At 73.2% G+C, this 19,628-nt stretch carries 19 protein-coding genes; 8 read left to right on the plus strand and 11 right to left on the minus strand.

Going from position 1 to position 19,628, the window contains the following annotated elements:
• Nucleotides 1–36: 36 nt before the first annotated feature.
• Entirely contained in the window at nucleotides 37–948 is a 912-nt protein-coding gene (locus QI554_RS05350; RefSeq protein WP_281466382.1) for a LysR family transcriptional regulator, read from the minus strand.
• Between the two features lie 147 nt (nucleotides 949–1,095).
• Between QI554_RS05350 and QI554_RS05355 the strand changes: the two genes are divergently transcribed.
• From QI554_RS05355 to QI554_RS05375, 5 genes are all read left to right on the plus strand, one after another.
• Nucleotides 1,096–1,449, plus strand: a complete 354-nt coding sequence (locus QI554_RS05355; protein WP_281466384.1) for a YybH family protein — start codon at nucleotides 1,096–1,098, stop codon at nucleotides 1,447–1,449.
• 234 nt (nucleotides 1,450–1,683) lie between these two features.
• Entirely contained in the window at nucleotides 1,684–2,139 is a 456-nt protein-coding gene (locus QI554_RS05360; RefSeq protein WP_281466385.1) for a MarR family winged helix-turn-helix transcriptional regulator, read from the plus strand.
• A 67-nt stretch (nucleotides 2,140–2,206) separates the two neighbouring features.
• Nucleotides 2,207–3,289, plus strand: a complete 1,083-nt coding sequence (locus tag QI554_RS05365) for an epoxide hydrolase family protein (protein ID WP_281466387.1) — start codon at nucleotides 2,207–2,209, stop codon at nucleotides 3,287–3,289.
• A 183-nt stretch (nucleotides 3,290–3,472) separates the two neighbouring features.
• Nucleotides 3,473–4,210 (plus strand): type 1 glutamine amidotransferase domain-containing protein, encoded by a 738-nt coding sequence (locus QI554_RS05370; protein WP_281466389.1) that lies wholly within the window; start codon nucleotides 3,473–3,475, stop codon nucleotides 4,208–4,210.
• A gap of 151 nt (nucleotides 4,211–4,361) precedes the next feature.
• Complete coding sequence (locus QI554_RS05375) at nucleotides 4,362–6,272, plus strand: ricin-type beta-trefoil lectin domain protein (protein WP_281466391.1); 1,911 nt, start codon at nucleotides 4,362–4,364, stop codon at nucleotides 6,270–6,272.
• 133 nt (nucleotides 6,273–6,405) lie between these two features.
• On the opposite strand, the gene QI554_RS05380 is transcribed toward QI554_RS05375, so the two are convergent.
• The 5 genes from QI554_RS05380 to QI554_RS05400 form a co-directional block, all read right to left on the minus strand.
• Nucleotides 6,406–7,656: a vanadium-dependent haloperoxidase gene (locus tag QI554_RS05380; RefSeq protein WP_281466393.1), complete on the minus strand. Its 1,251-nt coding sequence runs from the start codon at nucleotides 7,654–7,656 to the stop codon at nucleotides 6,406–6,408.
• A gap of 116 nt (nucleotides 7,657–7,772) precedes the next feature.
• On the minus strand, nucleotides 7,773–8,432 hold the full coding sequence (locus QI554_RS05385; RefSeq protein WP_281466395.1) for an HAD family hydrolase: 660 nt from the start codon (nucleotides 8,430–8,432) through the stop codon (nucleotides 7,773–7,775).
• 82 nt (nucleotides 8,433–8,514) lie between these two features.
• Entirely contained in the window at nucleotides 8,515–9,309 is a 795-nt protein-coding gene (locus tag QI554_RS05390) for a VOC family protein (protein ID WP_281466398.1), read from the minus strand.
• Nucleotides 9,310–9,373: 64 nt separating this feature from the next.
• On the minus strand, nucleotides 9,374–10,519 hold the full coding sequence (gene zapE, locus QI554_RS05395; RefSeq protein ID WP_281466399.1) for a cell division protein ZapE: 1,146 nt from the start codon (nucleotides 10,517–10,519) through the stop codon (nucleotides 9,374–9,376).
• A gap of 98 nt (nucleotides 10,520–10,617) precedes the next feature.
• The gene (locus tag QI554_RS05400) at nucleotides 10,618–11,028 is read right to left on the minus strand and encodes an organic hydroperoxide resistance protein (RefSeq protein ID WP_281466401.1); all 411 of its coding nucleotides are present in this window, start codon (nucleotides 11,026–11,028) and stop codon (nucleotides 10,618–10,620) included.
• Between the two features lie 84 nt (nucleotides 11,029–11,112).
• Here QI554_RS05400 and QI554_RS05405 point away from each other — a divergent pair, with 84 nt between their 5' ends.
• Nucleotides 11,113–11,724: a TetR/AcrR family transcriptional regulator gene (locus tag QI554_RS05405; protein WP_281466403.1), complete on the plus strand. Its 612-nt coding sequence runs from the start codon at nucleotides 11,113–11,115 to the stop codon at nucleotides 11,722–11,724.
• A 15-nt stretch (nucleotides 11,725–11,739) separates the two neighbouring features.
• Here the strand turns inward: QI554_RS05405 and QI554_RS05410 are convergent, their stop codons facing one another.
• A complete protein-coding gene (locus QI554_RS05410; RefSeq protein WP_281466405.1) occupies nucleotides 11,740–12,999 on the minus strand; it encodes an MFS transporter in 1,260 nt (419 codons plus the stop codon).
• Nucleotides 13,000–13,193: 194 nt separating this feature from the next.
• Here QI554_RS05410 and QI554_RS05415 point away from each other — a divergent pair, with 194 nt between their 5' ends.
• Entirely contained in the window at nucleotides 13,194–13,886 is a 693-nt protein-coding gene (locus tag QI554_RS05415; RefSeq protein ID WP_281466408.1) for a FadR/GntR family transcriptional regulator, read from the plus strand.
• Between the two features lie 66 nt (nucleotides 13,887–13,952).
• Here QI554_RS05415 and QI554_RS05420 read toward each other — a convergent pair whose 3' ends face one another.
• The 3 genes from QI554_RS05420 to QI554_RS05430 all read right to left on the minus strand — a co-directional run bounded on the left by QI554_RS05420 (nucleotide 13,953) and on the right by QI554_RS05430 (nucleotide 18,012).
• On the minus strand, nucleotides 13,953–15,689 hold the full coding sequence (locus QI554_RS05420; protein ID WP_281466410.1) for an MDR family MFS transporter: 1,737 nt from the start codon (nucleotides 15,687–15,689) through the stop codon (nucleotides 13,953–13,955).
• Entirely contained in the window at nucleotides 15,686–16,216 is a 531-nt protein-coding gene (locus QI554_RS05425) for a MarR family winged helix-turn-helix transcriptional regulator (RefSeq protein ID WP_281466412.1), read from the minus strand. The genes QI554_RS05420 and QI554_RS05425 overlap by 4 nt, the downstream gene beginning before the upstream one ends.
• A 152-nt stretch (nucleotides 16,217–16,368) precedes the next feature.
• Entirely contained in the window at nucleotides 16,369–18,012 is a 1,644-nt protein-coding gene (locus QI554_RS05430; RefSeq protein WP_281466414.1) for a carboxylesterase/lipase family protein, read from the minus strand.
• Nucleotides 18,013–18,270: 258 nt separating this feature from the next.
• Between QI554_RS05430 and QI554_RS05435 the strand changes: the two genes are divergently transcribed.
• Nucleotides 18,271–19,032, plus strand: coding sequence for a hypothetical protein (locus QI554_RS05435; RefSeq protein ID WP_281466416.1), 762 nt, complete (start codon nucleotides 18,271–18,273; stop codon nucleotides 19,030–19,032).
• A gap of 21 nt (nucleotides 19,033–19,053) precedes the next feature.
• Here QI554_RS05435 and QI554_RS05440 read toward each other — a convergent pair whose 3' ends face one another.
• Nucleotides 19,054–19,497, minus strand: coding sequence for a GNAT family N-acetyltransferase (locus QI554_RS05440; protein WP_281466419.1), 444 nt, complete (start codon nucleotides 19,495–19,497; stop codon nucleotides 19,054–19,056).
• Nucleotides 19,498–19,628: the final 131 nt, after the last annotated feature.

Below are 19,628 nucleotides of genomic sequence, written 5' to 3' on the forward strand. Positions count from 1 at the left end.
CTGCTTCACGCGGCCGGATCGGCTGGATCGGTCGGGTCATCCGGCCCGGTCAGGCGCCTCACCCGGCCCCGCGAACGCCGCCCGCGCGTGCGCCACGAACGCACGGGCCGCCGGTCCGGTCGGCGCGTCCGCGCGCCACACCAGTTCGATGCGGGCGCGCGGCCGCGGCGACGTCAACGCGACCGGCCGCAATCCACCGGGGTGCGCGGCGGCGAACGCGGCGGGCAGGATCGCGATACCGAGTCCGTCCGCGGCGAGCTGCCCGACCATGAACGGGTCGCCGGCCTCGAAGGCGACCCGCGGCCGGAACCCGGCGGTCGCGCAGGCCGCCTCGAGCGCCGTCCGCATACCGCTGCCGCGCGGCAGGCACGCCAGCGGCGCGTCGCGCAGCGCCCCGAGGGTGATCTCGGCGTGCACGGCCAGCGGGTGGCCGGGCGGGACCGCGGCACCCAACTCCTGTTCGGTGACGACGAGCCCGTCCACGCCCGCCGGGCGCCGCTCCGCGACACCGACGACCGCGAGGTCGAGCCGCCCCGCGCGCACCGCGTCGAGCAGCCGGTCGGAGCGGTCCTCGGTGAGCGTGATCTCGACGTCCGGGTGGGCGCGATGGAACGCGGCCAGCAGCCCCGGGAGTTCGCCGAGCGGGCGGGACGGGATGGTGCCGATCGCGACGCGGCCGCGCACCAGCCCGGTGAGTTGCTCCACGGCGTGCCGGACGGCGGCCACGTTGTCCAGCGCGGCGCGCGCGTACGGCAGCACCGCCTCGCCGACGGAGGTCGGCCGCACGGTGCGCCCGGTGCGGTCGAGGAGCTCCTGCCCGAGCTCGCGCTCCAACTGCCGGATCTGGGCGCTGACGCCGGGTTGGGCGACGTGCAGTCGGGCCGCGGCCCTGGTGAAGCTCGCCTCGTCGACGACCGCGACGAGGTATTCGAGCTGACGCAGTTCCATAACTGTCGATTCTAGCTGGCATATGAACCATGTCTTGGACTTCTGGATCGTGGCCGCCGAGAATAGAGGTGCGGACAGGGAAGGCGGCACCGGAAGCCGCCGAACGACCGCACACAGCACGGGAATCGCAGGAGAAGAGGGATCGTCATGAGCGTCGACCGCGAGAAGGCCGCCACCCCCGAGGACATCACCCGCCTGTTCGTCGAGCGCGTCAACGCCGGCGACGCGGAGGGCCTGGCGGAGCTGTACGAGCCGGACGCGGTGATGGCCTACCCGCCCGGCCAGGTGACCTCGGGACGCGCCGCGATCCTGGCGCTGTTCGAGGCGATGATCGCCGCCCGGCCGACGTTCGCGCCCGAGGAGCCGCTGCCGACGATCGTCACGGGCGACCTCGCGCTGACCTCGACCCGCGCGAAGGACGGCACCGGGGGCCGCGCGCAGGTGGTGCGGCGGCAGGCCGACGGCAGCTGGCTGCGCGTTCTGGACAGGCCGGAGGGCTGATCGGCGCGTTCCGTGCGGTGTCGTACGGAAAACGCGGCGGACCGGAGACGGTCGGAAATAGGGCGGGCGGACGGAGTGCTCACGCACCCCGGCCGCCCGCTTTCGCGTGCGCGCCGCGCAGGACCCGAGACACAGTAGCCATGTACTTAGTAGCCATGTACATTGTTTCTGGTGAGGCCGGCCCCGCCACCGGGACCGACCAGGACCACCGCCGCACCACCCGAGGAGACCGCCATGACCGCCCCGACCGTCATCGCCACCGCGACCCCGCTCAACCCGCAGATCCTCGGCCAGGCCGAGAACGCCCACCGCGCGCTGCTGGAGCGCATCCTCGGAACGCACGGCGGCACCTACCACCAGTGGGTCGCGCTCACCCTGACCGCGAACGGCGGCGACACCGTCGAGCGCGCGCCGCTGCTCGGCCGGATCGCCGGCGCGCTCAAGGTCGACGCCGAGACCGCCTCCCGCGCCCTGTCCGACCTGGTCGCCGAGGGCCTCGTCGCCGAGACGCCCGACGGCGCGTCCGTGGCCGCGACCGAGGCGGGCCGCGCCCGGTTCGGCGCCGTGCGGGCCGCGATCGGCGAGAAGCTCGGCCGCGCGTACGCCGTCGCCACCGCGGAGGAACTGGCCGTCGCCGGCCGCGTCCTGGCCGCCGTCACCGAGCGGATCGACGCGGAACTGGCCGGCTGACCCCGGCCCGTCCCCGCTTCGCCGTCCACGCCCCGACCACAGCGAACACGCCCTCGGAGGACCCGCCATGATCACCCCCTTCCGCATCGACATCCCGCAGGCCGACCTCGACGAGCTGCACGACCGGCTGGCCCGCACCCGTTGGCCCGACGAACTACCGGACGCCGGTTGGGACTACGGCATCCCGCTGGCCCGGGTGAAGTCGCTCGCCGAGTACTGGCGGACCGGCTACGACTGGCGCAAGTGGGAGGCCCGGCTCAACGAACTGCCGCAGTTCACCACGGAGATCGACGGGCAGAACATCCACTTCGTGCACGTGCGCTCGGAGGCGCCGGACGCGCTGCCGGTCGTGCTCACGCACGGCTGGCCGGGCTCGTTCGTCGAGTACATGGAGGTCGTCGAGCCGCTGTCCCGGGAGTTCCACCTGGTCATCCCGTCGATACCGGGCTTCGCGTTCTCCGGTCCGACGCGCGAACGCGGCTGGGACGTCGACCGGGTGGCCCGCGCCTGGGCCGAGCTGATGGCCCGCCTCGGCTACGACCGTTACGGCGTGCACGGCGGCGACTTCGGCGCGGCGATCTCGCGTTCCCTCGCCGCGCTCAAGCCGGACCAGGTGGTCGTCGCCGCACACTTCACGTACCTGCCGACGCCGCCCCCGCCGGGCTGGACGGGCGAACTGTCGGACGGCGACCGCGAACGCGTCGAGCAGATCAAGGCCTACATGGCCAAGCAGCCCGCGGCGCGGGTGGTCAACTCGACGGTGCCGCAGACCCTCGCGTACTCCCTCAACGACTCCCCGACCGGCCTGCTGGCCTGGCTCACCGAGCGCATCACCGAGTGGGGCGACCCGGACGTGCCGATGAGCGACGACCACCTGCTGACCAACGTGTCGCTGTACTGGCTGACCGGCACGGCCGGTTCCGCAGGGCGGCTGCACCGCGAGTCCACCACGCCGCCGCCCGGCGTCACCCAGCCCGTGGGTGTCTCGGTCTTCGCGCACGACATCACCCGGTCGATCCGGGTGTTCGCGGAGCGGTCGTTCGACATCGTGCACTGGGCCGAGTTCGAACGGGGCGGCCACTACGCACCGTTGGAGATCCCCGAGGAGTACGCGTCGGACTTCGCCGCGTTCTTCCGCGCCTACAAGTAGCACCGCGCCCGCTGTGCCCCGTGCAGCCCCACGCGCACGGGGCACAGCGCCTCGGCGGAAGCGTGTTTCGCGCGATACGGACGCGGAGTTCGCCCAGCGCACGGCCGATTGACCGGGCGATCGACAGCCCTGAGGATGCGATCCGCCAACCGGCCGTATCCACGCACACTCGGGGGACTGAGCATGACCGCCACCGTCGACACACACGGCGCCAAGAGGATCCTCATGGTCGTCTCGAACCCGGCGGTCTCCGCGCGGACCGGCTGGGACATCGGCTTCTGGTGGGCGGAACTCACACACCCGTACTGGGAGTTCACCGAGGCCGGCTACACCGTCGACATCGCCAGCCCGGACGGCGGGACCCTGCGCGCCGACTCCTGGAGCGACCCGCGCGACGAGTCCGGCTACTCCGCGCACGACCTGATCAGCCTCGGGTTCATCACCTCGCCGCGGCACGCCACGCTGATCGAGGACACCCGTCCGCTCGCCGAGGTGGCGCTCGCGGACTACGACGCCGTGCTGCTGGTCGGCGGCCAGGCCCCGATGTACACGTTCGTCGACGACAAGCGCGTCCACGACCTGCTGGCCGACGCCTACGATTCCGGCAAGATCACCGCGGTCATCTGCCACGCGACCGCGGCCCTGCTGAAGACCCGGCTCTCCGACGGCGAACTGCTCGTGTCCGGCAAGACGTGGACCGGGTTCGCCAACTCCGAGGAGGACTTCGCCGACGAGTTCGTCGGGCAGCGCATCCAGCCGTTCCGCATCGAGGACGAGGCCCGCGCCCTCCCCGGGACCAACTTCGTCGTGCAGGGCCGCTTCCGCGCGCACGCGCTGCGCGACGGGAACCTCGTCACCGGCCAGCAGCAGTACTCGGGAGCGGCGGCCGCGCGCCTCGTCATCGAGGCGCTGGGCAGGTAGCCCCGGGGCCGCCCCCCTCCGGCCGGCTGCCGAGCGAGGTGTATCCGGCGGTTACTTGACTCGGTCTTGTTATCCGGCGGCCACCTTGCCGTTACGCGGCCGCGGGAACGTGTGGTGACCGAACGGTAACCACCACACAAGGGGTTGAAGCATGCGACACCGTCGCATCGGAAGGATCGGCGGCGCCGTCGCCGCGGCGCTCGCGATGTGCGCCGCGGCGCTCGGCACGGCCGTGACGCCGGCGCACGCCGCCGGGGCCTCCAGCGCCAACCTGATCGTCGACGCCGGGGCCGAGTCCGCGGCCATCTGCTCGACCAACGGGCTCGACGGCATGACGATGCCCGGCTGGACGATCACGAGCGGCGAGCCGACGGCCGTCTGCTACGGCGCGCCGGACGGCTTCCCCGACGCCTCCACCCCCGGATCGCCCACCCGGGGACGGCAGTTCTTCGCGGGCGGCGCCACCGGGGACGCGTCGCTCACGCAGACCGTCGACGTCTCCGCGGCCGCCTCCGCGATCGACGCGGGCGGCACGACGTACGACCTGACGGGATGGCTCGGCGGGTACGCGGGCCAGCTCGACCGCGTCGGCCTCGCCGCGACGTTCCGCAACGCGTCCGGCGGCAGCCTCGGCAGCGCCCAGCTCGCCCCGGCGACCAGCACCGACCGCGGGCTGGCCACCAAGTTCCTGTACCGCGAGGCGACCGGCGCGGTGCCGGCCGGCACCCGGTCGATCAGCCTGGTCCTGGCGTTCACTTGGACCGCCGGGAACACCACCGACGGCTACGCGGACGACCTGTCGCTGACGCTGTCCACGCCGCTCCCCGCCCCCGCGCTGACCGAGCCCGCGTCCCAGGTCCCGGGCTACGACCACGTGTTCATGGTCATGATGGAGAACGAGAACTACGAGGACATCGTCGGCAACACCAGCAAGGCCCCGTACCTCAACAGCCTGGCCAACGCGAACACGGTCCTCACCCAGTCGTACGCCGTCACCCACCCGAGCGACCCCAACTACGTCGCGCTCGCCGCGGGCGGCCTGTACGGCCTGCACGACAACAGCCCGTTCACCACGACCATCGACGCCCCGCACATCGGCACCCGCGTCGAGCAGGCCGGCAAGACGTGGAAGAGCTACATCGAGAACCAGAACGGCAACTGCGACATGACCACGCACGGGAGCTACAGCCCCGACGACGTGCCGTTCGTGTTCTTCAAGGACATCAAGGCCGACCAGGCCCGCTGCGCCGCGCACCTCCAGCCGCTCACCACGATGGTCTCCGACCTCCGGTCCGCGGCTACCACACCGAACTTCGCGTGGTTCGCCGCCGACGGCTGCGACGACATGGAGGGCTGCGGCATCACCGCCGGCGACAACTGGCTGAAGAACACACTGCCGAACATCTTCGCGTCGCCCGCGTGGCGCACGCAGCGGTCGCTGCTCGTCATCACCTTCGACGAGGCGGCCACCAAGGCGTACGGGCCGAGTTACCCCAACCGCATCCCGACCGTCCTGATCGGGTCGCAGGGTTCGGTGAAGACCGGCTTCCAGAGCGGCGGCCGCGTCGACCACTACGGCGTGCTCGCCACCGTCGACAAGGCCCTCGGCCTGGCGCCGCTCACCAACAACGACCGCTACGCCGCGCCCGTCAACGACGCGTGGAACCCGGTCGGCACGACGCCCGCCGGGCCGATCACCGGTGTGGGCAGCGACCGTTGCGCGGACGTCCCCGGAAGCAACACCACCGACGGCACGCAGCTGATCCTGTGGGGCTGCCACGGCGCCGCCAATCAGCGCTGGACGCTCGGGGCCGACCGCTCCGTGAGCGCCCTGGGCAAGTGCCTGACCGCCGCCACGGCGAACGGTTCGGCCGCCACCATCAGCACCTGCACCGGGGCCGCCACGCAGAAGTGGACGTACGACCCCGCCACCATGCGCCTGAGCAACGACGCTTCGGGCCGCTGCCTCGACGCCAACGGCGGCGCGACGGCCGACAACACGAAGTTGATCGTTTGGGACTGCCACACCGGCACGAACCAGCAGTGGATCGCCCCGAGCTGACGATCCCTCACAAGTAGGCACCAGCGGCGCCCGGCCCCGGACCCCGCTGCGGTCGACCCGCGGCGAGGTCCGGCCCGGCACGTCGCGTACCGGCCGGGCGCCGTTGACCGGCCGGTACGCGCGTGCCGGCCGGTCAGCGCAGCAGGTCGCCCACCCGGCGCAGCCCCCAGTCGGCGACGGACCGCCCGACCTCGACGCCGGTCTCGTCGGAGTAGCGGAAGTGCACGCCCTCCCACACGCGGGCGTCCACGTTGTCCTGGGTGAGCTGCTGCCAGCGGTCGTACGTCAGCCGGACCCCCGACGGGCTGGTGAGCGTCACCGGCGCGGTCGGCCCCCGCCCGGTGAACGCGGTCAGCACACGCTCGGCGGCGCCCGCGAACCCGGCGTGCCCGCTGGGGTATTCGGGGTGGCGCGGGGTCACCGTGAGCGTCGTCCAGGTCGGGTCCGGATCGATCGCGCCTTCGCGAATGGCCGTGACCGGGCGCCAGCGCGTATACGTGTACTTCGCCTCGTAGACGGCGATCTGGGCATCGACGCTCACCGCATGGAACGCCCCGATGAGCGCCGCGCGGGCGGCGAGCGGCCGGTGCGCCTGCCCCGCGACCGCGGCGCGCAGCGCGCCCGTCCAGCCGGCGAGCGAGGACTGCTCCCAGAACCGCGCGACCTCGGTCTGGTGCGGCGTGCGCAGCGAGCCGGTCGCGCTGCCGTACGCCCGGACCTCGTCCACATGGCGGCGGTACCGCGCGGAATCCAGCGCGGGCGCGGGCCCCGGCCGGAACCGGTCGTTGCGGTCGAGCAGGAACGGCACGCCGTTGCGCTGCCCGTACTGCACCGCCGCCTCGAACCCGGGCGGCGTGGGCCGCCAGACGCCGGGGGCCGCGGGCGGGACCGGGAACGGCGCGTTGACCTCGGCGGGCGTGAGGTGGTCGGCGGCGCGTTCCGCAAGGATTCGCCGGGCTTCGTCGGCTCCGGCCCGGGCACCGGCGGTCGCGCCCTTGCTCCCGCCCTGCGCCTCGAGGGTGCGCGCCAGCGCGGCGTCCAGGTCACGCCCCGCGGCGTCGGACGCCTGCGGGCGCAGCACACCGTGGACGGCCGCGGCAACGGCGGCCTCCTGGAAGCCGGGTCGGCCGGACCGCCGTGCCGCGCGGGCGGCGGCGACCCAAGCGGCCGCCCACGTACGGCTGTTCGTGACCTGCACGGTGACGCCCGACGCGGCGACCGCCGCCACGGTCGCGTCGAACCACGCCAGGGCGACGTCGTCGGCTCCGGTGCGCCCGGGCGTGCGACCCACCCCGCCGCGGGCCGGCGCGGCCGCGGCGCTCGTGCCGACGGCGACCGCCGCGGCGGCCCCGAATCCGGCGGCCACAAAAGCCCTGCGTCTCATAGAAGATCCCCTTGATCGGACGTGCTCCGCGCGTTCGGCAGCAAGCGTTGCAGCCAGTTGTGAACGCGCTGTGTCCGGATTCGCCGGGGTCCGGCGGTCTTCGCGACCGCCCCGAATCAGACTGCGAAGCCCAGGAGTTGCGGCAGTTTGCGCATGTCGTCGAAGACGACGGTGTCGTCGCCCGCAAGCCAGTCGGCCGGGGTGAGGCCGCCCGCGTAGCCGAAGGAGCGCATGCCGGCCGCGCGGGCGGCCTGCACGCCGTAGCGGCTGTCCTCGATGACGACGCACTCGGCGGGGTCGACGCCCATGCGCTCGGCGGCGTACAGGAAGACGTCGGGGGCGGGCTTCCCGCGCGCGACCTCGAGCGAGCTGAAGATGCGGCCCTCGAAGCGCGGCCACAGGCCGGTGACGCCGAGGGTGTGCCGCATCTTGGCGTGGTCGCCGCCGGACGCGACGCACGTCGCGACGTGGGGCTGGATCCCGTCGAGCGCTTCGGTGATGCCGTCGATCACCGGCAGCCCGGCGTCGACGTGTTCGCGGTGCACCTGGTGGAACCGCTCGTGCCACACGGCGCCCGAGCCCTCGCCCAGGTGCTCCTCGATCTGCGCGGAGATCGACGGCGCGGAGCGGCCGATGAAGCGTTCGACCACCTCGTCGGCGGTGATGGGCCAGCCCATGCCGCCGAGGACCTCGACCTGGACGCGTACGGCAATGCGCTCGGAGTCGACGAGGACGCCGTCGCAGTCGAATATGACGAGGCGGGTGGAAGCGATCATGGTTCCACCCTAAACGGACGCGCGGCGGCCCCGCTCCGGAGTTCCGGGGCGGGGCCGCCGTCGCACGCGTACGACCCGACCGCTACGCCGGCGGCGCCACGTCCGTCGGCTTGATGACGGCGAACACCCCGCCCTGCGGGTCCTGCACGACCGCCATGCGGCCGGCCATCATGTCGAACGTCGGAACGATGAGGGTGCTGCCGGCGCGCACCGCGGCGGCCACGGTGCTGTCGGGGTCGTCGACCGCGAAGTACGTCATCCAGTGCGGCGGGGTCTCGGCGGGCCACGTGTCGTCGATCTGCTGGGCGCCGCCGCAGACCCGGCCGTTCGCCATCATCGCGTGGTACGCGGGCATCTGGGGCATCGGTTCGAACGTCAGGCCGAACACCGCTTCGTAGAACGGCAGTGCGGCGGCGAGGTCACGGGTGTTGAGCTCGTTCCAGGTGACCGCGCCGGGCTCGTTGACGCGCTCGGCGCCGATGAACTCCAGGTGCTGCCAGGCGCCGACGACCGCGCCCGACGGGTCGGCGCAGACCAGCATGTGGCCCTTGTCGCCGACCTGCATGGGCTCCATGAACAGCTGGCCGCCGTTGGCCTTCATCTTGGCGGCGGTCTGCTCGATGTCGTCCACGGCCAGGTAGGTCGTCCACACGGTGGGCGGGGGCGGGCCGCCGTCCATCGACATCGCCGGGCCGATGCCGGCCACCGACTTGCCGCGCAGTTCGCACACCGAGTAGCCGCCGAACTCGGGCGGACCGACCTCGCCGTTCCAGCCGAACAGGTCGGAGTAGTAGTCGATCGCGGCCTGCTGGTCGGACGCCATGAGGTCGACCCAGCAGGGGGTGCCTTGCGTGTAGGGCTGCGTGATCTCGGCCATGCCGAACCGCCTCCGGGGTTCTCCGCGCATTGGATGGTGGGTGCAGACCCACACAATCTTGCCCTTACCGGGCGGCCTCGCCACTCGGGACGGCCGACCGTGCGACCGACCGGGTCAGCTGCGTGAGGCGGCTCGCGGTGCGGTCGTGGTCGGGCGGGGCGTCGGCGGGGTCGAGGGGTTCGCCGGGTCGGTCGGGGCCGACGAGGACGAGGCGCACGTCGCGGTCGTAGGCGATGTCGATGACGGACGCGAGGCGTTGGCGGCCCTCGTGCGAGCAGTCGGCCCACGCGGGGACGGCGTCGACGACCCACGTGTCGAACCGCTCGGCGAGGACGAGGTAGTCGGCGGAGCTGGTGGGGGTCTCGCAGAGCGAGGCGTGGTCGATCCAGAGCGTCGCGGACCCGCCGCCGTCGGGCTCGGCCGAGCGGGCGGTGAGCGGACGGCGGTTGACCTCGAGGACCACGCGGGCGTCGGGCGCGGGGCGGAGGAGGCCGTGCGCGGCGAGCTGGGCGTCGTCGCCGGGGGCGAGGATCGCGCCGGCGCGGAACCCGGTGGGCGTGGCGGGCCCGCCCTCGTCCGTATCCGGCGCCAGCGTGCGGTAGTCCGTGCCGCCCGCGACCGTGACGACGTCCAGGCTCTGTTCGATGAGCGCGATGGCCGGTTCGAACAGGTGGTGGAACAGCGGGTTGGGCAGCAGCCCTTCGGGCGGGTAGTTCGACGTCGCGACCAAGGTGGTGCGGCGGCGGCCCTCGGCGAGTTCGCGGAGCAGCCGGGTGACCAGCATGGCGTCGCCGGGGTCGTGGACGTGGAACTCGTCGAAGCACACGACGGCGGCGTCGCCCACCAGTTCGACCATCGCCGTGTCGATCGCGCCGGCTTCGTCCTTGTGGGCGAAGGCGGCGTCCTGGAGGCGGCGGAAGAAGTCGTGGAAGTGCACGCGCCGCACGAGGCCGGGCGGCAGCGCGGCCGACCACGCGTCCATGAGCCACGTCTTGCCCCGCCCCGGCGGACCCCACAGGTAGACGCCGCGGACGGGGTGCGGGCCGTGCGCGTGGAACAGGCCGCGCCGGGGCGCGGCGTCGGCGGCGAGCCTGGCCAGCCGGTCGGCCGCGGCGCGCTGGTACCGGTCGAGCGCGAAGCCGTCCCGCGCGGCGCGCCGGTCGACGGCGGCACGGATCTCCGCCGCCGGGTCCCCTCCCCGAATTTTCATGATCGCGAAGCTATCGCCCCCGGCCGGGCCGCCGGACCGGCGGGTGGTGCCCGCCCGCTCCGACGACCCGGCCCCCGTGGGACGGCCGCGTCGGCCGGTCACTCGATGACGAGCTCCACCGGGATGTTGCCGCGGGTGGCGTTCGAGTACGGGCACACCTGGTGCGTGGCGTCGACCAGCGCGCGGCCGGTCTCCTCGTCGAGGTGCCCGGGCAGTTCGACGCGGAGCGTGGCGGAGAGCGTGAAGCCGCCCTCGCCGTTCGGGTTGAGGCCGACCTCGGCGGTGACCGAGGCGTCGGCGGCGTCCACCTTCATGCGGCGGGCGACGAGCTGCATCGCGCTGGCGAAGCACGCGGCGTACCCGGCGGCGAAGAGCTGCTCGGGGTTGGTTCCGGCGCCGTCGCCGCCGAGCTCGCGCTGGAGGCCGAGCTTGACGTCGAGCTGTCCGTCGGAGCTGACGGCGCGGTTGTCGCGTCCGGCGGAGGTCGCGATGGCGGTGTACAGGCTCATGTCCCACTTCCCTCGAATACTAGACAGACCTGTCTGTCTGCTGCGGTCCAGAGACTAGACAGATCTGTCTGGTAACGTCAAGGTGTGAGCACGGAGACCCAGGCCAGGCGCGGCACCGCCGCCGGACCCGCGCGCCGCCGCATCCTCGACACGGCGGCCGCGCTGTTCTACGCCGAGGGCATCCACACGATCGGCGTCGACCGGATCATCGCCGAGGCGGGCGTCGCGAAGGCCACCTTCTACAACCACTTCCCGGCCAAGGACGAGCTGGTCCACGCCTACCTGTGCGAGCAGTACGCGTTCCAGCGCGGCGTCGTCGACCGCCTCCGCGAAGCGTCCGTCTCAAGCGGCAACACCGCGCGCGAGGCCCTGCTGGCGATCTACGACCACATGATCGATTACGGCAACTCCCCCGCCTTCCGGGGCTGCCCGTTCATCAACGCCGCCGCCGAGTACCCCGACCCGGCCCACCCGGTCCGCGCGGCCGTGGCCGCCCACCGCGCGTGGTTCCGCGCTCTGATGACCGAGCTCCTGACGGCCGCCGACGACCCGACCCCGGAGCGCACGGCCGACATCCTGATCATGGTCCGCGACAGCCTGGCCGTCGGCTGCGACCTCGACGACCCGGCGGCGCTGCGCACGACGACCCGCGACCTGCTGTCCCGCGTCCTGGCCGGACCCCGGACCGACGCCTGAGCCGCGGCCGACGGGTCAGTCGCGGCCGGTGACGGACTTCGCGGTCAGGGCGAGGCCGACGGCGATCTGCACGAGGCCGATGGCGATGAGCGCGACGAGCGCGGCGTCCCAGTTGTCCGTCGCGGAACGCAACAGCCGCAGGCCGAACGGGCCGATGGCCGCCATCAAATAGCCGGCGCTCTGGGCGAACGTGGAGAGCGCCGCGGCCTCCTCGGCGCTGCCGCCGCTGCGGCCGATGATCGCGAGGATCAGCGGGAACGAGCCGAGGCCGACACCGGCCAGCAGCGCCCACGCGACGGCGGCGGCGAACGGGCCCGGGGCGACGAGCAGGCCGACGTAACCGACCACCAGCGCCGTGCCGACGACCACGAACGCGACACGCAGGCGGGCCGCGGTCGCGGTCAGCGGCATCAGGACGAACGTCGTCGGGACGCCGACGACCAGGCCGATGCCGAGCAGCGCGCCGGCCTCGCCGTCCGAATGGCCGGCGTCGGTGAGGATGCCGGGGAGCCAGCCCATCAGCGCGTACGCGTTGAGCGCCTGAAGGCCGAAGAACACGGTGACCAGGACGCCGAAGCGGCTGCGGGCGATGGCACGCATCGACACGGCGGGACGCGGCGCGTCGGCGGGGGCTGCGACGGGCGCCGGGCGCCACGTCTGGCGGCGGGCCGCCCAGACCGCGAGCGCGAGGACGGCGGGGACCGCCCAGGCGGCGAGGCCGACCATGGTGCCGCCGAGCGCGTCCGCGACCGGCACGGCGGTGGCCGCGGCGGTCGCCGAACCGAGCGCCAGGGTGGTCGAGTACAGGCCGGTGACCAGCGGAATCCGCGTCGGGAAGTAGGCGCGGACCACGGCCGGGAGCAGCACGTTGCACACGGCGATCCCGGCGCAGCCGAGGACGATCCCGACCAGCAGTACCGCGGTGCCGGGGATCGCTCGGACACCGACCCCGAGCGTGAGCGTCGCCAGCGCGACGAGCACGGCCCGGTCGGTGCCGATACGGCGCGCGAGCGCGGCGCTGAACGCTCCGGCCGCGGCGAACACCAGCAGCGGCAGCGTGGGCACCAGCGCGGCGAGCGTGTCGCCGAACCCGAGCCTGGTCTGGGCGCGGTCGAGCAGGGCCGACGTACTGCTGATGCTGAGCCGCAGGTTGAGCGCGACGAGGAGCACGCCGGCGGCGGTGAGTACCGCCGCCCGACGCGGATCACCCACCGGCCCGGCCACGCCGGTGGGCGTGCCTACGGGCCGAAGGGCGGAGCGGGATGGGGTCGCCATGCCTCAAAGGTAGGACGTCTGATGTTTAATGTCTAATCATCCGACCTTTGTGCGCACGTTGAAGCCGCGCCGACCTGGCCGTCGCTCGCACCCGTCGAAGCCACTCAGGGCACGCCCGGCCCGGCGCCTGCTCCGCCCTCGGCCGGCACCGCCGTAGGATCCACAGCAGCATTCCGTCCGGAAGGATGTCCGCCATGCCGTCGCAGGCCACGTCACGTTCGGTGCTGGTGGACGAGGTCATCGACCGCCTGCGCGCCGACATCACCGCCGGCCGCTGGCCCATCGGGGCCCGGATCCCCGCCGAGGCCGCGCTCGTCGCCGAGCTCGGGGTGGCGCGCGGGACCGTGCGCGAGGCCGTCCGGGCGCTCGCGCACGCCGGGCTGCTCCAGGTCCGTCAGGGCGACGGCACCTACGTCCGCGCGACCACCGAGCTGGCGGGAGCCGTCCAACGGCTCGGGAGCGACCTCCAGGACGTCCAGGAGGTCCGCGGCGCGCTCGACCCGCAGGCCGCGCGGCTCGCGGCGGAACGGATCAGCGACGCACAGCTCGCCGACCTCGACGCCATCATCGCCCGCCGCGCGGACGCGTGGTCCCGCCGCGACCGGGAGTCCTGGCTGGACGCCGACGTCGACTTCCACCAGGCCATCGCCGACGCCTCCGGCAACCCGCTGCTCAGCGAGCTGTACGCGGCCCTGACCGCCCCGCTGCGCCGCACCCTGCTCGAGGACTGGCACGAGCCGGACTTCAACGGCGGCGACCCGCGCGGCCACGAGGGCCTCGTCGCGGCCCTCCACGCCCGAGACCCGGAGGCCGCCGCCCGCAGCGCGGCCGTGAACATCGACATAAGCCTGCACAGGGCCCGCCTCCAGGCCCGGACGAACCAGTAGCCTCCGCGCCGCCCGCCTCTAATCCTCGAACCACACCACCATCCGGACCCGCTCGGGCCCCGCAGGCTACGCCGTTTCCACGTCCCGGGCGCCCTTCGCCTCCGCGCCCTTCGCCTCCGCGGCCTCGGCCGCCGCGGCCTGGAGGCCCGACATGCTGCGCAGCGGGACCTCCTTCAGGAACAGCAGGAGTACGAAGGCGATCGCGAGCACGCCCGCGCCCAGGAGGAAGACGTTGTGCATCGCGTCGGAGAAGCCCTGCTTGAACGGCAGTGCGAGGCGCGGGTCGAGCTGCTGGATGAAGGACGAGTCGCTCAGCACGCTCGAGCCCGGCGACCCGCCCGGCGCGTGCAGCATGTCCAGCACCGCCTTGTCCTGAGGCTGCGCCGCGACCGCCGGGTCGTGGGCGGCGGCCTGGAAGGACGGCGTCGTGGCCGCGTGCCGGAAGGCGTCGGCGATGCGGGCGCCCACGTTGCTGAAGAGGACCGACAGGAACACCGCGGTGCCGGCCGTCGCGCCCATCTGCCGGAAGAACGTCGTCGAGGACGTCGCGACGCCCATGTCCCGCGCCGGCACCGCGTTCTGCGCCGCCAGGTTGAGCATCTGCATGCACGACCCGAGCCCCAGCCCGAGCATCAGCATGAAGCCCATGGTGACCGTCAGCGGCGTCGTCTCGTCGACGAAGAACGCGAAGCACAGCATCGCCCCGGTCGCGACCGCGCTGCCGACCAGCGGGAACATCTTGTACTTGCCGGTGCGCGCGGTGAGCTGGCCGCCCGCGATCGAGGACGCCATCATGCCGAGCATCAGCGGGATCATCATGAGCCCGGACTTGGTGGGCGAGGCGCCGCGCACGATCTGCAGGTACTGCGGGATCATCATCATCCCGCCGAACATCCCCATGCCGAACACCAGCGAGATGACGCTGACCATCGAAAACACCGGCAGCCGGAAGAGCCGCATCGGGATGAGCGCGTCGTCGCCGGCGCGGCGTTCGATGAAGATCCACAGCAGGATGCCGACGGCGCCGACGAGGTAGCAGGTCACGGACACCGCCGAGCCCCAGCCCCATTCGCGCCCCTGCTCGGCGACCAGCAGCAGCGGCACGACGCCGATGACGATGAACGCGGCGCCCGTCCAGTCGATGGACGCCTCGCGGCGCAGGTGCGGGACGTTGAGGACGCGTGCGACGACCGCGAGCGCGACGACGCCGATCGGCACGTTGACCAGGAACACCCAGCGCCATCCGGCCGTGCCGAGGATGGTGTCCTGCCCGGCGAAGAACCCGCCGACCAGCGGCCCGATGACCGTCGAGGTCGCGAAGACGGCGAGGATGTAGCCCTGGTAGCGGGCGCGTTCGCGGGGCGGGACGATGTCGCCGACGATCGCGATGGCGAGCGCCATGAGGCCGCCCGCGCCGAGGCCCTGGAAGGCACGGAAGGCCGCGAGCTCGGTCATCGACGTCGCGAAGCTGCACATCGCCGAGCCGGTGACGAAGATCGTGATGGCGGCCAGGTAGAACGGCTTGCGGCCGTAGAGGTCGGACAGCTTGCCGTACAGGGGGGTCGCGACGGTCGACGCGATCAGGTAGGCGGTGGTGGTCCACGCCTGCTGGCTGAGCCCGTTGAGGTCGTCGGCGATGGTGCGGATGGACGTGCTGACGATCGTCTGGTCGAGCGAGGCCAGGAACATGCCCATGATGAGGCCGCTGAGGATCGTCATGATCTGACGGTGGCTCAGCTCCCCGGTGGGGGTGGGCGCGGCGGCCTCCGAGTCGGGGCGCGCCGCGTCGGCGGTGCTGGTCATACGGGTGGTCCCCCCTGGTGCGGTGGTGCGTCCGCCTGGGTGGGCGGCTCGAGTTCGTGGGCGGCGATGCCGTCGTTGAGCAGTCCCAGCAGCCGGGCCAGGTGCGCGCGGTCCGCGGCGGGCCAGTCGGCGAGGACGGCGGCGAGGCGTTCGTCGCGGCGTCTGCGGTAGACGGCGAAGGCGGCGTGCCCGGCCTCGGTCGGGGTCAGCAGGACGCCGCGCCGGTCGTCGGGGTCCGCGCGGCGCTCGACGAGGCCGCGCTGGACGAGCGAGCGGATCTGCCGGCTGACGGTCGACAGGTCGAGGTGGGTGTCGGCGGCCAGGTCGGTGGCGCGGCGTCCGCCGCAGTAGACGAGGCGGCCGAGCAGCAGCCGGTCGCCGCCGTCCGGCACGGGGTCGGACGGGTCGGTGCGCTGCCGGGCCCGGCTGGCGGCGACGATGCGGAGCAGGCGGACGAGCTCGTCACCCACGGCGGTCGCGTCGCCGAGCAGGTCCGGGTCGAGCCCCGGGGTGTCGGTCTCGGTCATCGCCGCCTCATGATTGCTTGCATCCAGCAAGTGATTGCTTGCAGAAGCCAACTTTAATGCATGCAGAACACAACCGTGACCGGGCCCCCACGGCAACCGCCGTGGGGGCCCGGGGTGTTCACTCCTAATTCATACTAAATGCCGTATAACGCTCACAGCGCCTTCCAGAACGCGACGTGGTGCTCGGCCTCCACGTCCACCGTCCGCACTCCCCCGGCCCCCGGCGCGAGCGCGAGGAAGTCGGCGGAGGTGCGGTACCGCGGCCACGCCGGCAGCCCGCGCCCGTTCGGGTCGCCGGTCGTCGCGAAGCGCGTCCAGTAGCGGATCATCGTGTCGCCGAGCGCGCGCTGCGCCGGCGTGAGCGCGGTCGGCTGGTCGAACAGGTACGCCAGCTCCGAGTTGTGCGTCGCGCCGTACCCCGGGGCCTGCGGGCTCGGGTACGCGAACGGCGCGTTCGGGTCGGCGAACTCGTACGCCCACACCGGCGTCGCGCCCTCGTTGTGGAACCGCGCGGCCGCGACCGCCTCGAGGCACCACGACAGCGGGTTGCTGCAGTCGGTGAGGATGGCGAACAGCGCGTGCGTCGGGGACGGGTACGCGCTGAGCGGGTACTCGGCGAGCACCCGGTCGGCGGCGTCCCCGAAGTTCCCGCGCACGAAGCCCTCGTACTGCCCCGGCGTGATCGGGTGGCCGGGCAGGTCGTAGCCGAGGGCGCCGAACACGTTGAACTCGTCCTTGGTGCCGCCCATCAGCAGCGGCACCTTGTTCCAGTCGCCGCTGACCACGGCGTCCTTGGGCTGGCGCGGCAGCACCGTGCCGCCGGCGCTCGGCCCCCACCGGTCGTCGGAGCCGTCCCCGGTCTGGAGTGCCACCAGGTCGGCGGTCGACTTGCCGCGCAGGCACGCGGCGGCCGTCGCGGGGTCGGCGCAGCCGAGGCCCGCGGCGGTCGCGGCGCCCGCGGCCGCGGAGTCGGCGTGCGTGGTGAAGGGGCCGGTGCAGGCGAACGACTGTGTGATCGCCTTGTCGAACAGGCCGCGCGCGCCGGGCGACACGAGGTTGGCGCACACGCTCTGCGCGCCGACCGACTGACCCATCAGGGTGACGTTGCCGGGGTCGCCGCCGAACGCCCACGCGTTGCGCTCGACCCAGCGCAGGGCGGCCTGCTGGTCCATGATCCCGTAGTCGCCGGACACCGCGCCCGGCGCGTCCAGCCCGTCGTGCGCGAGGAACCCGAACGCGCCGAGCCGGTAGTTGATCGTGACCACGACGACGTCGCCCATGGCCGCCATGCGCGCGGCCGGGTAGTCGTTGCCGCTCCCGCCGGTGAAGGATCCCCCGTGGATCCACACCATGACGGGCCGGGCGAACGGCGGAAGGCCGCCGTGTCGCAGCGGGGTGGTGACGTTGAGGTAGAGGCAGTCCTCGGAGCCGATCGGCGTGCTGCCGCCGGTGGCGGGGTACTGCGGGCACGGGTCGCCGGCCTTGGTGGCGTCTCGGACGCCGTTCCAGCGCGCCGCGGGCTGCGGCGGGCGCCAGCGTAGGTCGCCGACAGGTGGTGCGGCGTACGGGATGCCCGAGAAGACCCGGTAGCCGTCGCCGACGGAGCCGTGGACCGCGCCGCGGTCCGTCCAGGCGTACGCGGCGACGCCGGACCGGTCGGCGCCGTCGGCGTTCCCACCCCGGTCGTCGGCGGCGTGCGCGGCCTGGGCGCCCCCGAGCAGCGCGGTGACCGCGAGCGCGAGAGCGAGTAACGCGTGTCTGGCGCGGTGCGTGCGATGGTGCGTTCTTCGTTCCACTGCGTCCTCCGGAATCGGTGTGCACAGGTGGAGCTCGGCACATGCTCGCGGCAGGGGCCCCGCACCGCCCAGCGGACGGTGTGCGACTCCTGCCGGACAAAAACGGCCGCTTGGGCGGCCGCGTCGATTCGTACCGCACGGGTCTCGCGGGCATCAAGCAACTTCCGGTAACGGGTGGGGTGGTGGGGTTGGCCCCCGTTCGGGGCGGGGGGCGGGCGTCATGGGCAACGGCCGTGTGGGGACAGGACGATGCTGGCCATGAGGAAACGTCAGATCGCCCGTACCGCCGCCGTGGCCTCGGCGGCCGCCCTCGCGCTCGCACCGACCGTCGCGTCGGCCGCGGACTCCGCACCGCCCTCGGCGCCGCCCGCCGCCGCGGTGTCCGCCGACCCGCTACCGGTGTTCGACTTCCGAGACTGCCCGGCCCTGCCGGCGGGCGTGGACCCGGCCGCGTGGCGGTGCGAAGTCCTGGTCGCCGAAGGGTCGATGACGCTGGGCGGCACGCCGATCGGGGCGGTCCCGATGACGCTGACGCACGCCGAGGGCCCGATGCCGGACGGCGCCAAGGGCCAGGTGTGGGGCGGCATGCGCAGCGCCGCCGTCGACGTTCCGGGCGGACTCTTCGGAACTCCCGTCCCCGTCAAGGGACTCGGCCTGTCACTGCAACCGGTCTACGGCGGCTACTCGGACTTCTACGCCGTCGGCGACAACCTGGGCGTGTTCACGATGCGCTTCGAGGCGCGCAGCCGGCTGCTGCCGACGTCCTGCGTGATCGGGGCGGACGCGCCGGTGGAGTTCCGGCTCAAGCGCGTCGGCCCGTCCCAGGTCGTGTCGAAGGACCCGGTGGTGATCGCCTTCGAGGCGCGGGACGACGCCTTCACGGTGCCGGAGGCGCAGGGGTGCGGGCCGCTGGGCGGGTGGCTCAACCGCCGGCTGGGGCTGCCCGCGGCGTCCGGCAACTCCGTGTCGTACTCGGCGCACTACACGTTCCGGACGTACGACCGGCTGCCGGCGTCGTGACGGGCGGCCTGCCCGGGGCGGTCAGTCGAGGCGCTTGGCGAGGATGTACTCGGTGACGCCCGGCGGGTAGTCCGGGACCTCGCCGACGACCTCGTAGCCGTGCTTGCGGTAGAACTCCGGCGCCTGGAAGTCCCAGGTCTCCAGGCGGACGTAGTGGCAGTCGTGTTCGTCGCGCGCGGTCGTCTCGGCGCGGGCGAGCAGCTCGCCGCCGAGCCCGGTGCCGCGGCGCTCGGCGGCGACCCAGAGCAGGGTGACGTGCAGCCAGTGGCCCCACGTCCGCCCGGTCAGGCCGCCGACGACGGTGCCGTCGTCGTCGACGGCGAACAGGTGCAGGGGTTCCTCGTGTTCGCCGGTGCCGCCGCGCAGGCGGGCGATGTCCGGCGAGACCGCGGTGTTGTTCTCCTCGAGCCGGTGGCCGAGCCAGTCCTCGCGCTGCTTGTCGACGCGGGAATCGAAGTGCACCATCGGGTCACCCTAACCCGGTGGTCTGGACATGTCGGTCGAATTTCGGGCCGGCGGGTGCCGGGGGGGGGGGGGGGGGGGGGCGCCGCCCCCCCCCCACCCCCCCCCCCGCCCCCCCCGGCGCCCACCGGGGG

It is taken from the genome of Yinghuangia seranimata, assembly GCF_029953285.1.
Taxonomy (GTDB): Bacteria; Actinomycetota; Actinomycetes; order Streptomycetales; family Streptomycetaceae; genus Yinghuangia; species Yinghuangia seranimata.